This window comes from Leclercia sp. Marseille-Q4284 (genome assembly GCF_916618945.1).
Lineage (GTDB): Bacteria > Pseudomonadota > Gammaproteobacteria > Enterobacterales > Enterobacteriaceae > Enterobacter > Enterobacter tamurae.
Genome location: NZ_CAKAKG010000001.1, coordinates 193,815 through 207,070, shown reverse-complemented (window position 1 = coordinate 207,070; position 13,256 = coordinate 193,815). Strand labels below are relative to the sequence as shown.

12 protein-coding genes are annotated in these 13,256 nt (G+C 54.5%); 8 read left to right on the top strand and 4 right to left on the bottom strand.

All coding sequences use genetic code 11. The features are described from left to right. Positions 1-96: 96 nt before the first annotated feature. Entirely contained in the window at positions 97-1,035 is a 939-nt protein-coding gene (locus LG383_RS01020; protein ID WP_225758127.1) for a LysR family transcriptional regulator, read from the top strand. Here LG383_RS01020 and LG383_RS01015 read toward each other — a convergent pair. Then, entirely contained in the window at positions 1,022-1,714 is a 693-nt protein-coding gene (locus tag LG383_RS01015) for an aspartate/glutamate racemase (RefSeq protein WP_225758126.1), read from the bottom strand. The genes LG383_RS01020 and LG383_RS01015 overlap by 14 nt on opposite strands. A gap of 136 nt (positions 1,715-1,850) precedes the next feature. Between LG383_RS01015 and LG383_RS01010 the strand changes: the two genes are divergently transcribed. From LG383_RS01010 to LG383_RS00985, 6 genes are all read left to right on the top strand, one after another. Next, positions 1,851-2,174, top strand: a complete 324-nt coding sequence (locus tag LG383_RS01010) for a cupin domain-containing protein (protein ID WP_106994409.1) — start codon at positions 1,851-1,853, stop codon at positions 2,172-2,174. 417 nt (positions 2,175-2,591) lie between these two features. Beyond that, entirely contained in the window at positions 2,592-3,482 is an 891-nt protein-coding gene (locus LG383_RS01005; RefSeq protein ID WP_106994408.1) for a carbohydrate ABC transporter permease, read from the top strand. Further along, positions 3,475-4,377 carry a carbohydrate ABC transporter permease gene (locus LG383_RS01000; RefSeq protein ID WP_106994407.1) on the top strand — a complete coding sequence of 301 codons (903 nt, stop codon included), beginning with the start codon at positions 3,475-3,477 and terminating at the stop codon, positions 4,375-4,377. The genes LG383_RS01005 and LG383_RS01000 overlap by 8 nt, the downstream gene beginning before the upstream one ends. A gap of 12 nt (positions 4,378-4,389) precedes the next feature. Further along, the gene (locus LG383_RS00995) at positions 4,390-5,517 is read left to right on the top strand and encodes an ABC transporter ATP-binding protein (protein WP_106994406.1); all 1,128 of its coding nucleotides are present in this window, start codon (positions 4,390-4,392) and stop codon (positions 5,515-5,517) included. A gap of 14 nt (positions 5,518-5,531) precedes the next feature. Beyond that, positions 5,532-6,818: an ABC transporter substrate-binding protein gene (locus tag LG383_RS00990; RefSeq protein WP_106994405.1), complete on the top strand. Its 1,287-nt coding sequence runs from the start codon at positions 5,532-5,534 to the stop codon at positions 6,816-6,818. A gap of 66 nt (positions 6,819-6,884) precedes the next feature. After that, a complete protein-coding gene (locus LG383_RS00985; protein ID WP_225758125.1) occupies positions 6,885-8,012 on the top strand; it encodes an oligogalacturonate lyase family protein in 1,128 nt (375 codons plus the stop codon). Between the two features lie 80 nt (positions 8,013-8,092). Here LG383_RS00985 and LG383_RS00980 read toward each other — a convergent pair whose 3' ends face one another. From LG383_RS00980 to kduI, 3 genes are all read right to left on the bottom strand, one after another. Further along, complete coding sequence (locus LG383_RS00980; protein WP_225759491.1) at positions 8,093-9,526, bottom strand: sugar porter family MFS transporter; 1,434 nt, start codon at positions 9,524-9,526, stop codon at positions 8,093-8,095. A gap of 297 nt (positions 9,527-9,823) precedes the next feature. After that, positions 9,824-10,585, bottom strand: coding sequence for a 2-dehydro-3-deoxy-D-gluconate 5-dehydrogenase KduD (kduD, locus tag LG383_RS00975; protein ID WP_106994402.1), 762 nt, complete (start codon positions 10,583-10,585; stop codon positions 9,824-9,826). Positions 10,586-10,648: 63 nt separating this feature from the next. Continuing rightward, complete coding sequence (gene kduI / locus LG383_RS00970; RefSeq protein WP_077227196.1) at positions 10,649-11,485, bottom strand: 5-dehydro-4-deoxy-D-glucuronate isomerase; 837 nt, start codon at positions 11,483-11,485, stop codon at positions 10,649-10,651. Between the two features lie 454 nt (positions 11,486-11,939). Between kduI and LG383_RS00965 the strand changes: the two genes are divergently transcribed. Further along, positions 11,940-13,115: an oligogalacturonate lyase family protein gene (locus LG383_RS00965; RefSeq protein WP_225758124.1), complete on the top strand. Its 1,176-nt coding sequence runs from the start codon at positions 11,940-11,942 to the stop codon at positions 13,113-13,115. Positions 13,116-13,256 lie beyond the last annotated feature (141 nt).

The window sequence follows — 13,256 nt, the reverse complement described above, 5'->3', positions numbered from 1 at the left end:
AATGATTACGCCATAGCGCGAAGAGAATAAAAAATATCGTTTTATCGCCAGTCTATGCAAAAATGATATGGATTACGTTCAACCAGGTCGCCTCCCATGCCCGCTGTAAACCTGCGCCATATTGAAATCTTCCACGCGGTGATGACCGCCGGAAACCTGACCGAAGCGGCCCGCCTGCTGCACACCTCTCAGCCGACGGTGAGCCGCGAGCTGGCGCGCTTCGAGAAGGTCATCGGCCTGACGCTGTTTGAGCGCACCCGCGGGCGGCTGCACCCCACGGTGCAGGGGCTGCGGCTGTTCGAGGAGGTGCAGCGATCCTGGTACGGGCTGGACCGCATCGTCAGCGCCGCCGACAGCCTGCGCGAGTTTCGCCAGGGCGAGCTGTCCATCGTCTGCCTGCCGGTCTTCTCTCAATCTTTTTTGCCCGCCCTGCTGCAACCCTTTCTCGCCCGCTACCCGGACGTGAACCTGACCATCGTCCCGCAGGAGTCGCCCCTGCTGGAGGAGTGGCTTTCGGCCCAGCGCCACGATCTCGGCCTGACCGAAACCCTCGCCACCCCGGCGGGCACCGCCCGACACGAACTGCTCTCATTAGATGAGGTGTGCGTCCTGCCCGCCGGACATCGGCTTGCTGAAAAAGCGGTGCTGACCCCGACGGATTTTCAGGGTGAGAACTACATCAGCCTGTCGCGCACCGACAGTTACCGGCAGCTGCTGGATACTCTGTTTGCCGAGCATCAGGTGAAACGACGGATGGTGGTGGAGACCCACAGCGCCGCGTCGATCTGCGCCATGGTACGGGCGGGCGTGGGGATTTCGGTGGTGAATCCGCTGACGGCGCTGGATTATGCCGACAGCGGCATTGCGATCCGCCGCTTCACTGTTTCGGTGCCCTTTACGGTGAGCCTGATTAAGCCGCTGCACCGCCCGGCCTCGGCGCTGGTGGATACCTTTAGCGCCCATCTGCAACAGGGGCTGGATACCATCATCGATCCACTGGAGCGGCTTTTATCCTCGCCGGTTACGAAAGCATAAACTCCACCGCATCGGCGGCGTGGATCGCCGCGGTATCAAACACCGGGATCGGGCTCTCCTCCGCCGGGATCAACAGGCCAATCTCGGTACAGCCGAAGATCACCCCCTGAGCCCCTCGATCGGCGAGCGTCTGGATCACGCTCAGGTAGTAGTGGCGCGCGGCGTCGCTGAAGGTGCCGAGGCACAACTCCTCGAAGATAATCTGATTGATGCGGGCCCGCTCCGCCTCATCCGGGATCAGGCTCTCGATGCCGTACTGCGCCGTCAGCCGTCCACGATAGAAATCCTGTTCCATGGTGTAGCGGGTGCCGAGCAGGGCCACGCGGTTCATGCCCGCCGCGGTAATCGCCCGCCCGGTGGCATCGGCGATATGCAGGAACGGAAGAGAACAGCGCGCTTCGATCTGCGCGGCGACTTTGTGCATGGTGTTGGTGCAGAGCAGAATGGCCTCCGCTCCCGCCCCCTGCAACCCCAGCGCCGCATCGGCGAGGATCTCTCCGGCTTTGTCCCAGTCGCCGCTGGACTGGCAGGCTTCGATCTCATGAAAATCGACGCTGTGCAGCAGCAGGCTTGCCGAGTGCAACCCGCCCAGGCGCTGCTTCACCCCTTCGTTGATCAGACGGTAATACGGAATGGTGGATTCCCAGCTCATTCCTCCCAACAGGCCTATCGTTTTCATCGCGCTCTCCTTTGAGTTTCTTCCAGTGAAGCAAACTTGTGATCGAGTTTCCAGTTCTCTGGTTCCACGCTTCCCTTTAGCCCGTGCTGGGATAAATTAAATGAAACAACGTTTCACTATATAACAGGACATGAGCATGTTTATTTTCCATAAAGAAACCACGCTGCAGGATCTGGGCAATGGCGTTTCGCGTCGCATTCTGGCGCACGACGGCAAAATGATGGCAGTGGAAGTGAATTTCGAAGAAGGCGCCGTCGGCCCGATGCATAACCACCCGCACGAGCAGCTGACCTATGTATTATCCGGCGAATTCGAATTCACCATCGGTGAAGAGAAGCATATCGTTACCGCCGGAGACACGCTTTATAAAGAGCCGCATGTGATGCACGGCTGCGTTTGCCTGAAGCCAGGCACCCTGCTGGATACCTTTACCCCGGTTCGTGAAGACTTCCTGAAATAACAAAACAGGGCGATGTCACCGCATCGCCTTTTCCCGTCTGATTGTCACGCCATAATCATTCAACAAGTTAATTATATCCTCACTATCTTATTTCCCACGCTGCGCGTGGCTACAAACATTAGTAGTTTGTATCTGCCAGCGATAATTTCCAGAATATGTGCGCAAAGTCCTCTGTTTAGCTGGTTTTTTCTCATCGCCTTTCCGCGCAAGTCGATAAAAATGCCACCCATCTCACCTTATTGAAACGCTGTTTCGACCGCGATCACATTTCCACTATTTATCGAATGACGTGAGTTTAAATCGCAATAAAATAAATTAAAACGATGTTTTACAATTTGAAAACAACGGTTCATATGTTTTAAAAATGACTCCCCGCACAGATTCCGTTTTAAACCATTAATTACCAGGTAGGTATGTATGAATGAAAACAAGATGCTGGGGCTGGCGTGGATATCACCCTACATAATTGGGCTGATACTCTTCACCGCTTTCCCCTTTGTTTCATCTTTCTTCCTCAGTTTTACTGAGTACGATCTGATGAGCCCGCCGGTATTTAACGGCATTGAAAACTATCGCTACATGCTTACGGAAGATAGCCTCTTCTGGAAATCCATGGGCGTGACCTTTGCCTATGTCTTTTTAACCATCCCCTTAAAGCTGGCCTTTGCGCTGGGTATTGCCTTTGTTCTGAACTTTAAACTGCGCGGCATCGGCTTCTTCCGTACCGCTTACTATATTCCGTCGATCCTCGGCAGCTCCGTGGCCATTGCCGTTCTGTGGCGCGCCCTGTTTGCGATTGATGGCCTGCTCAACAGCTTCATTGGCGTGTTTGGTTTTGACGCGGTGAACTGGCTTGGCGAACCCTCTCTGGCGCTGATGTCCGTGACCCTGCTGCGCGTCTGGCAGTTCGGCTCGGCGATGGTGATCTTCCTGGCCGCCCTGCAGAACGTCCCACAGTCGCAGTATGAAGCGGCGATGATCGACGGCGCGTCCAAATGGCAGATGTTCATGAAAGTGACCGTGCCGCTGATTACGCCGGTGATCTTCTTCAACTTCATCATGCAGACCACTCAGGCGTTCCAGGAATTTACCGGACCCTATGTCATTACCGGCGGTGGGCCAACCTACTCCACTTACCTGTTCTCGCTGTACATCTACGACACCGCATTCAAGTACTTTGACATGGGTTATGGCGCTGCACTGGCCTGGGTCCTGTTCCTGGTAGTCGCTGTCTTCGCCGCTATCGCCTTTAAGTCTTCGAAATACTGGGTGTTCTACTCCGCCGATAAGGGAGGCAAAAATGGCTGATATTCAACAACTCTCCACGGCGAGAAGCCTCGCAGAACGTGAAGTGGCGCGGACGCTGCGTCGTGAAAAGATTAGCGCCAGTATTCGCTATGTGATCCTGTTGTTTGTTGGCCTGCTGATGCTCTATCCGCTGGTGTGGATGTTCTCGGCGTCGTTCAAACCGAACCACGAGATCTTCACCACCCTGAGCCTGTGGCCGGCCCACGCCACCTGGGATGGGTTTATCAACGGCTGGAAAACCGGTACCGAGTACAACTTCGGTCATTACATGCTGAACACCTTCAAGTATGTGATCCCGAAAGTGATCCTGACCATTATCTCCTCCACCATCGTGGCGTACGGCTTTGCCCGCTTCGAGATCCCATGGAAGAAGTTCTGGTTCGCAACCCTGATCACCACCATGTTGCTGCCAAGCACCGTGCTGCTGATCCCTCAGTACCTGATGTTCCGTGAAATGGGCATGCTGAACAGCTATATGCCGCTGTACCTGCCGCTGGCCTTCGCCACCCAGGGGTTCTTCGTCTTCATGCTGATCCAGTTCCTGCGCGGCGTACCGCGTGACATGGAAGAAGCAGCGCAGATTGACGGCTGTAACTCCATTCAGGTGCTGTGGTACGTGGTGGTGCCAATCCTGAAACCGGCCATCATCTCCGTGGCGCTGTTCCAGTTCATGTGGTCAATGAACGACTTTATCGGGCCGCTGATTTACGTCTATAGCGTGGATAAATACCCGATTGCACTGGCTCTGAAAATGTCCATCGACGTCACCGAAGGTGCGCCGTGGAACGAAATTCTGGCAATGGCGAGCATCTCCATTCTGCCATCCATCATTGTCTTCTTCCTGGCACAGCGCTACTTCGTACAGGGCGTAACCAGCAGCGGAATTAAAGGTTAAGAGGGAAATATCATGGCTGAAGTTATTTTCAACAAACTGGAAAAGGTTTACTCCAACGGCTTCAAAGCGGTACATGCTATCGACCTGAAAATCGCTGAAGGTGAATTCATGGTGATCGTCGGCCCTTCCGGCTGCGCGAAGTCCACCACCCTGCGTATGCTGGCCGGTCTGGAGACCATCAGCGGCGGTGAAGTGCGCATCGGGGACAAGATCGTCAACAACCTCGCGCCAAAAGAGCGTGGGATTGCGATGGTGTTCCAGAACTATGCGCTCTATCCGCACATGACCGTGCGTGAAAACCTGGCCTTTGGCCTGAAGCTGAGCAAGCTGCCAAAAGCGCAGATTGAGGCCCAGGTTAACGAAGCGGCCAAAATCCTTGAGCTGGATGAGCTGCTGGACCGCCTGCCGCGCCAGCTCTCCGGTGGTCAGGCCCAGCGTGTGGCCGTAGGCCGTGCGATTGTGAAAAAGCCGGACGTGTTCCTGTTCGACGAACCGCTGTCCAACCTTGATGCCAAGCTGCGTGCCTCGATGCGTATCCGTATCTCGGACCTGCACAAGCAGCTGAAGGCCTCCGGCAAACCGGCGACCACCGTCTACGTGACGCACGATCAGACCGAAGCGATGACCATGGGCGACCGCATCTGCGTGATGAAGCTCGGCCACATCATGCAGGTGGATACCCCGGACAACCTGTACCACAGACCGAAAAACATGTTCGTGGCCGGCTTTATCGGCTCGCCAGAGATGAACATCCGCGCCAGCAAACTGGTGCAGCAGGACGGCCAGCTCTCTCTGACCATCGGCAACCAGACCATGCCGTTAAGCCCGGAGCTGAAAGAGAAAGTCGCCAGCTACGCCGATCAGGACATTTTCTACGGGATCCGCCCTGATTTTGTCTCCATCTCCGATGAGCCCTTCGCCCAGGGCTGCTGCAGCGGCGAGATGGTTCGCGCCGAAAACATGGGACATGAATTCTTCGTGTACCTGAAAGTTGGCGAGTATGAACTGACTGCCCGAATTCCTTCCGATGAAGCTAAGCCGATGATTAACAAAGGCCTTCACCGTCAGGTGTACTTTAAGTTTGATATGAATAAGTGTCATATTTTTGACGCGAAAACTGAACAGAACATCTCTCTCTGACTGGAGTTATAAAAATGAAAAAAGTGCTTTTAAGCGCAGCAATCTCCGCCACTCTGGGCCTTACTGCTTTGCCATCGATGGCGCAGGATGTTGATTTACGTATGTCCTGGTGGGGCGGTAATGGCCGTCACCAGGTCACACTCAAAGCGCTGGAAGAGTTCCACAAACAGAATCCGGATATTAACGTGAAGGCGGAATACACCGGCTGGGATGGTCATTTATCCCGTCTGACCACCCAGATTGCGGGCGGTACCGAGCCGGACGTCATGCAGACCAACTGGAACTGGCTGCCGATCTTCTCGAAAACCGGCGACGGCTTCTACGACCTGAACAAAATGAAGGACGTGATCGATCTCTCCCAGTTCGATCCGAAAGAGCTGCAGTCCACCACCGTGGACGGCAAGCTGAACGGGATCCCAATCTCCGTGACCGCGCGCGTCTTTTACTTCAACGATGAAGCCTGGAAAAAAGCGGGTGTGGAATACCCGAAAACCTGGGATGAGCTGAAAGCAGCCGGTAAAGCCTTCGAAAGCAAACTGGGCAAACAGTACTATCCGGTAGTGCTGGAGCACCAGGATACCCTGGCGCTGCTCAACTCCTACATGATCCAGAAGTATAACATCCCGGCGGTAGACGAGAAGACGAAGAAATTCGCCTACAGCAAAGAGCAGTGGGTAGAGTTCTTCCAGACCTATAAAAGTCTGATCGACAGCCACGTAATGCCGGACACCAAGTACTATGCGTCGTTCGGTAAGAGCAACATGTACGAGATGAAGCCGTGGATCGAGGGTGAATGGGGCGGAACCTACATGTGGAACTCCACCATCAAAAAATACTCCGACAACCTGAAGCCACCAGCGAAACTGGCGCTGGGCAGCTATCCAATGCTGCCGGGTGCCACCGATGCCGGTCTGTTCTTTAAACCAGCGCAGATGCTATCTATCGGTAAATCCACGAAAAACCCGGAAGCCGCAGCGAAAGTCATTAACTTCCTGCTGAACAGCAAAGAAGGCGTTGAGACTCTGGGTCTGGAACGTGGCGTACCGCTGAGCAAAGTGGCGGTGAAATACCTGACCGAAAACGGCACCATCAAAGAGGACGATCCGGCAGTGTCTGGCCTGCGTCTGGCGCAGTCTCTGCCAGCGAAACTCTCCGTATCGCCATACTTTGACGATCCGCAGATCGTGGCTCAGTTCGGCACCTCCCTGCAGTACATCGACTACGGTCAGAAAACCGTGGAAGAGACCGCTGCTGACTTCCAGCGTCAGGCTGAACGTATCCTGAAACGCGCAATGCGCTGATTATCTTAGGTTATCAATACCCTACCGTTATGCGGTGGGGTATTTTTTTATCTGAAGGAACACACCATGAAAGGAAAAATCATCCCCCTGCGTTTCCGTACCCGCCAGGACAGCCAGACCGGCCACGAGGTGATACGGATGACGCCCCCGCACATTATTTGTCACCGTAACTACTTCTATCAGAAATGTTTTACCCGTGACGGCAGCAAGCTGATTTTTGGCGGCGCCTTTGAGGGCCACTGGAACTACTACCTGCTGGATATTGAGCAGCAACAGGCGACCCAGTTGACCGACGGTGCCGGAGACAACACCTTTGGCGGCTTCCTCTCCGCGGACGACCAGTCCCTGTGGTACGTGAAAAATAGCCGCGAACTGCGCCGGGTGGATCTTACTAGCCTGGAAGAGTACGTGGTGTATGAGGTCGATAATGAGTGGGTGGCCTACGGCACCTGGGTGGCAAACTCTGACTGCACGAAGCTGGTGGGCATTGAAATCAAGAGAAGCGACTGGCAGCCGCTCACCGACTGGAGCAAGTTCCGCGCGTTTTACTTCACCAATCCGGAATGCCGTCTGATCAACATCGACCTGCAAACCGGCGAACGTGAGGTGATTTTGCAGGAAAAACGCTGGCTCGGGCACCCGATTTATCGGCCGTTCGACGACAGCACCGTGGCGTTTTGCCACGAAGGCCCGCGCGACGCGATCGATGCGCGCATGTGGCTGATCAACCCGGATGGCAGCAATCTGCGCAAGGTGCGCCAGCATGACGCGGGCGAGAGCTTTACCCACGAGTTCTGGGTGCCGGACGGCTCGGCGCTCTATTACGTGGCGCATAAGGAGAACGATCCGCAGCGCTACCTGTTCAGCGCCGATCCCGCGACGCTGGAAAACCGCCAGCTGATGGCGATCCCGCCCTGCTCCCACCTGATGAGCAACCACCACGGCTCGCTGATTGTCGGTGACGGCGCGCCGCACAATACCGGGGATATCAGCCTTAACGATCCCTTCATCTGGGTGTTCGACATTGAAAAAGGCACGCAAACCTCCATCTGCCAGCACAACACCAGCTGGAAAGTGCTGGATGGCGACCGCCAGGTGACGCACCCGCATCCATCGTTTTCACCGGACAATAAGTGGGTGCTGTATACCTCGGACGAAGAAGGGATGCCGGCGCTGTACTTGTGTGCGGTCTGATGCCCTCACCCCAACCCTCTCCCACAGGGAGAGGGAGAAAACCGTAGGCCCGGCAAGCGAAGCGCCGCCGGGCGTTAACCTCACACGCCGATGTTTCTTAACTTCTCCCCTGCCATCAGCTTGCGCTCGATGTGTTCCAGGGTGACGCCTTTGGTTTCGGGGATCAGCCAGAAGGTGATGCCAATAAACACCACGTTCAGCGCCGTATAGAGCCAGAAGGTTCCCGCAGCGCCGATAGAGTCCAGCAAGGTCAGGAAGGTGGCGCCAATGATCATGTTCGACACCCAGTTGGTGGTGGTGGAACAGGTGATCCCGAAGTCGCGGCATTTCAGCGGCTGAATTTCAGAGCACAGGATCCACACCACGGGCGCGGCGCTCATGGCGTAACCCGCGATGCACATCATCGTCATGCCCACGGAGAGCCAGGACAAGCTGCTGGACGCGGTACCGTTATCAAACTGCATCAGGCAGTAGCCGAGGATCAGCGTCCCCAGCGCCATCACGCTAAAACCAATTTTGAGGGCCGGCTTACGGCCCGCTTTATCGACGGTAAACACCGCAATAAACGTAGCGAACATGAAGGTTAGCCCCACCACCAGGGTGGCGATCATCTGCTGCTCGGTAGTGGTGAACCCGGCCATTTTGAAAATACGCGGCGCGTAATACATGATGATATTCATGCCGGTAAACTGCTGCATCGCCTGCAACAGCATGCCGAGAAATACTGCGCGACGAACGTTGCGGTTAATTTTAAACAGCGACCAGCCACCCTGTTTCAGCTTGAGGCTTTCGCGGATCTCGTTCAGCTCTTCCCGCGCTTTCTCCGAGGTATCGCGCAACATCCGCAGCACTTCCTCCGCCTCGACGTGTCGCCCTTTTTGCGCCAGCCAGCGCGGACTGTTGGGCAAAAAGATCACCAGCACAATCAGCAATACTGCCGGGAGCGCCAGAACACCCAGCATGGCGCGCCAGTTGCCGCTGTAGCTGAAATACGTATCAGACAGAAAGGCCAGCACGATCCCGAGCGTCACCATCAACTGGTACATGCTGATCATCTTGCCGCGCACGTTTTCGCTCGCCATCTCCGAGAGATAGAGCGGTGCGGTGTAGGAGGCAATCCCTACCGCCACCCCCAGCAGCACGCGTGAAAGCAGTAACGCTTCAACGCCCGTGGCAAACGCAGAGCCCAGCGAGCCGGCCACAAACAGAATGGCACCCACCATCAGGCTATATTTTCGGCCCAGGCGGAAGGAGAGCCAGCCGTTGAACAAGGCCCCCATTGCCGCACCCAGCATCATGCTGCTCACTACCCACTCCTGCAGGCGATTACTGAGCGTAAAGTGATCGGTGATAAAGGGAAGCGCACCGGCAATAACGCCGATATCCAGCCCAAACAGTAAACCGGCCACCGCCGCGGAAACAGAAACAAACAGGTTCATCCTGCGGGTATCGCGAAGCGCGCGGGGCATAAAGGTTGAGTCATTTATAGATGTCATATTTTCCTGCCTGAACAGCGTAAGACGTTAAATGAAATTACGAGAAACCCTGAAAAAGTGTCAGGTCGTATAACGTGAAAATATGGATTTATTGGCTGGCAGGGTGCGATCTGTGATGGACATTACAATTTAAAACAAGGGTGAATATTCACCACTTTTTGTTAATGACATGATTTATAGAGATTAAATATGTGATGCGCGTCATTTTGGTAAAATGCCTATGGATTTTCCTCGTTTATCGATATGGACAATGGTTAATTGAGGACAAAAAAAACCTCCGCCCGTGAGCAGAGGTCTTTTCAACAGGCGCGAGAATTAACGCGCCAGCCAGCCGCCGTCAACCGCTACGGTATAGCCGTTGATGTAGTCAGAAGCGCTGGACGCCAGGAACACCACCGGCCCCATCAGATCGCTTGGCAGACCCCAACGACCCGCAGGGATACGCTCGAGGATCGCCGCGCTACGCTCTTCATCAGCACGCAGCTGTTGAGTGTTATTGGTGGCCATGTAGCCCGGTGCGATGGCGTTCACGTTGATGTTGTGCTGCGCCCATTCGTTCGCCATCAGACGGGTTACGCCCATTACACCGCTTTTGGAAGCGGTGTAAGAAGGCACACGGATGCCGCCCTGGTAGGAGAGCATGGAGGCGATGTTAATGATTTTGCCGCCGTTACCCTGCGCGATAAAGTGCTTCGCTGCAGCCTGAGCCATGAAGAACACGCTCTTGATGTTCAGGTTCATGACGTCGTCCCAGTCTTTCTCGCTGAAGTTGATCGCATCTTCACGACGAATCAGACCGGCGTTGTTGACCAGAATGTCGATATGACCGAATTCAGCCACTGCGCGCTCCAGCAGCTCAGGGATGGCGTCGATTTTACGCAGGTCAGCGGTGAGGCTCAGGAAACGACGGCCCAGCGCGGTGACGCGCTCGATGGTCTCCTGCGGCTCAACGATGTTGATACCCACGATGTCACAGCCGGCTTCCGCCAGACCCACCGCCATACCCTGGCCCAGACCGGTATCACAACCGGTGACGACCGCAACTTTACCTTGCAGAGAAAATGCATCCAGAATCATTTTTTATCCTTTAATCTTTCAGCGCCTGAACGAACAGGCAAGTGTGTGCTTAACTGTCCGCGACTAGCGCAGATCCTTAACGGCAACGTGGTCCATATCATCGAAGACCTGGTTTTCGCCAACCATGCCCCAGATGAAGGTGTAGGCACGTGTGCCAACGCCGGAGTGAATAGACCAGCTTGGAGAAATGACCGCCTGCTCGTTATGCATCACGATATGGCGCGTCTCCTGAGGCTGTCCCATCATGTGGAATACACAGGCGTCTTCTTCCATATTGAAGTAGAAGTACACTTCCATGCGGCGCTCATGGGTATGGCACGGCATGGTGTTCCACAGGTTGCCCGGCTCGAGCTCGGTCAGACCCATACTGAGCTGGCAGGTTTCCAGCACATCAGGAACGAAGTATTTGTTGATGGTGCGGCGGTTACTGGTGAGGTTGTCACCCAGGGTGACCGGAGAGACTTCCGCCGGGGTCACTTTTTTGGTCGGATACGTGGTGTGTGCCGGGGCGCAGTTGTAGTAGAACTTCGCCGGTTTGCCGCTATCAACGCTGGCGAAAACCACTTCCTGCGCGCCTTTTCCGACGTACAGGGCATCGCGATGGCCGATCTCATAGCACTGACCGTCAACGGTGATGGTGCCCGGGCCGCCGATGTTAATCACGCCCAGCTCACGACGCTCAAGGAAGAAGCTGACGCCGAGCTGTTTGCCCACTTCACCACCGACGGAGACCGTTTTTGCCACCGGCATGATGCCGCCAACAATGATGCGGTCAATGTGGCTGTACACCATGGTGTACTCATCCGCGACAAACACTTTCTCGACTAAAAACTCATCGCGCAGCCCCTGGGTATCCAGCGTTTTTGCATGCGCGCTGTGGATGCTTTGTCTGACTTCCACATTAACCTCCAGAATTTATCGGCCCCGAAGGCCAGGATAATTAACAAAACGGCGTTCCGTTTTCATGATGAGCACATATTATCTGCTGTGAAATGGGTTTTCAATTACATTTAAAACGATGTTTCACTTTTTCTGTAAGTTATTCTCAAAATTGCAGTTGCGATCACGATTGTCAGGGAGTTGACATCGCTTTCTTAAAACGTTTGTTTAAAGCATCCCGATTAATTTGCAAATTAAACAACAGGTTATAAAACAATAAAAAATTGATGTCGGGATGCTAAAAATCTGAACAGATGTAAAGAGAATGATGATCTGGCGGGCTTTTCCTTCAGAAGTGCGCCACCAGTCACACACACTGAAACGATGTTTTGATATTTTAACACCCAGTTTTTAAACTCATATTTTACCGAGCGGACCGCAGGGAAATCCTGCCGTCGAATTCAAGGAGTGCATCATGGCAAAAGGCATGCGGGTCAAACTGAACTATGAGGTCAGTCGCGATCCGGATACAGGCGTGGAAGTCACCCGCCTGACCCCCCCTGAAGTTACCTGTCATCGTAACTACTTCTATCAAAAATGCTTTTTCAACGACGGTAGTCATCTGCTGTTTGCCGGCGAATTCGATGGCCACTGGAACTACTATCTGCTGGATCTGAAAAAGGCCGAAGCGGTGCAGTTAACCGAAGGCGCGGGCGACAATACCTTTGGTGGTTTCCTGTCACCGGATGATAAATCGCTCTATTACGTTAAGAATGATCGCACTCTGCGGGAAGTCAATCTGACGACCCTTGATGAACGCGAAGTGTATCGCGTTAGCGACGACTGGGTCGGCTACGGCACCTGGGTAGCGAACAGCGACTGCACCAAACTGGTCGGCATCGAAATCGCGAAAAGCGACTGGACGCCGCTGAATGACTGGCAAATCTTCCATGACTTCTTCCACAAAGGCCCGCACTGCCGCCTGCTGCGCGTTGATCTACAGACCGGTGCAAGCAGCGTGATCCACGAAGAGAAAAACTGGCTCGGCCACCCTATCTACCGTCCGTTTGACGATAATACCGTCGCGTTCTGCCATGAAGGCCCACACGATCTGGTGGATGCCCGCATGTGGATGGTGAACGAAGACGGCAGCAACGTGCGTAAGGTTAAAGAGCATGCGGAAGGCGAAAGCTGCACCCACGAGTTCTGGGTCCCAAACGGCTCGGCGCTGGTGTATGTCTCTTACCTAAAAGGTGAGCAAGGCCGTACCGTGTACAGCTTCAACCCGGACACCGGCGAGAACAGCGCAGTGATGCAGATGCCGGCCTGTTCGCACCTGATGAGTAACTTTGATGGCACCCTGCTGGTAGGTGATGGTTCCGGTACCCCGGTTGATGTGAAGGACACCAGCGGTTACACAATCGATAACGATCCTTATCTGTATGCGTTCGACGTGGCGAAAAAGGCTTACTTCCGCATCGCGCGTCACGATACCTCCTGGGCAACCGTGGCCAACAGCCGCCAGGTGACCCATCCGCACCCATCCTTTACCCCGGATGATAAAGCGGTCCTGTTTAGTTCCGATAAAGACGGCAAACCTGCTCTCTATATTGCGAAGCTTCCTGAGCAACCTGAATTATTGCGTGAATAAATGTTTGTGTCTGTGTTCCTGTAACTGGCCTTGCCCTCCTTTATGGAGGGCTTTTTTTTGCCTATATCGGTGCAGTCATAAATTGCAGGCATAAAAAAACCGGCTCTTTCGAGCCGGTTAATCCCGGAGGTACTGCTTGTT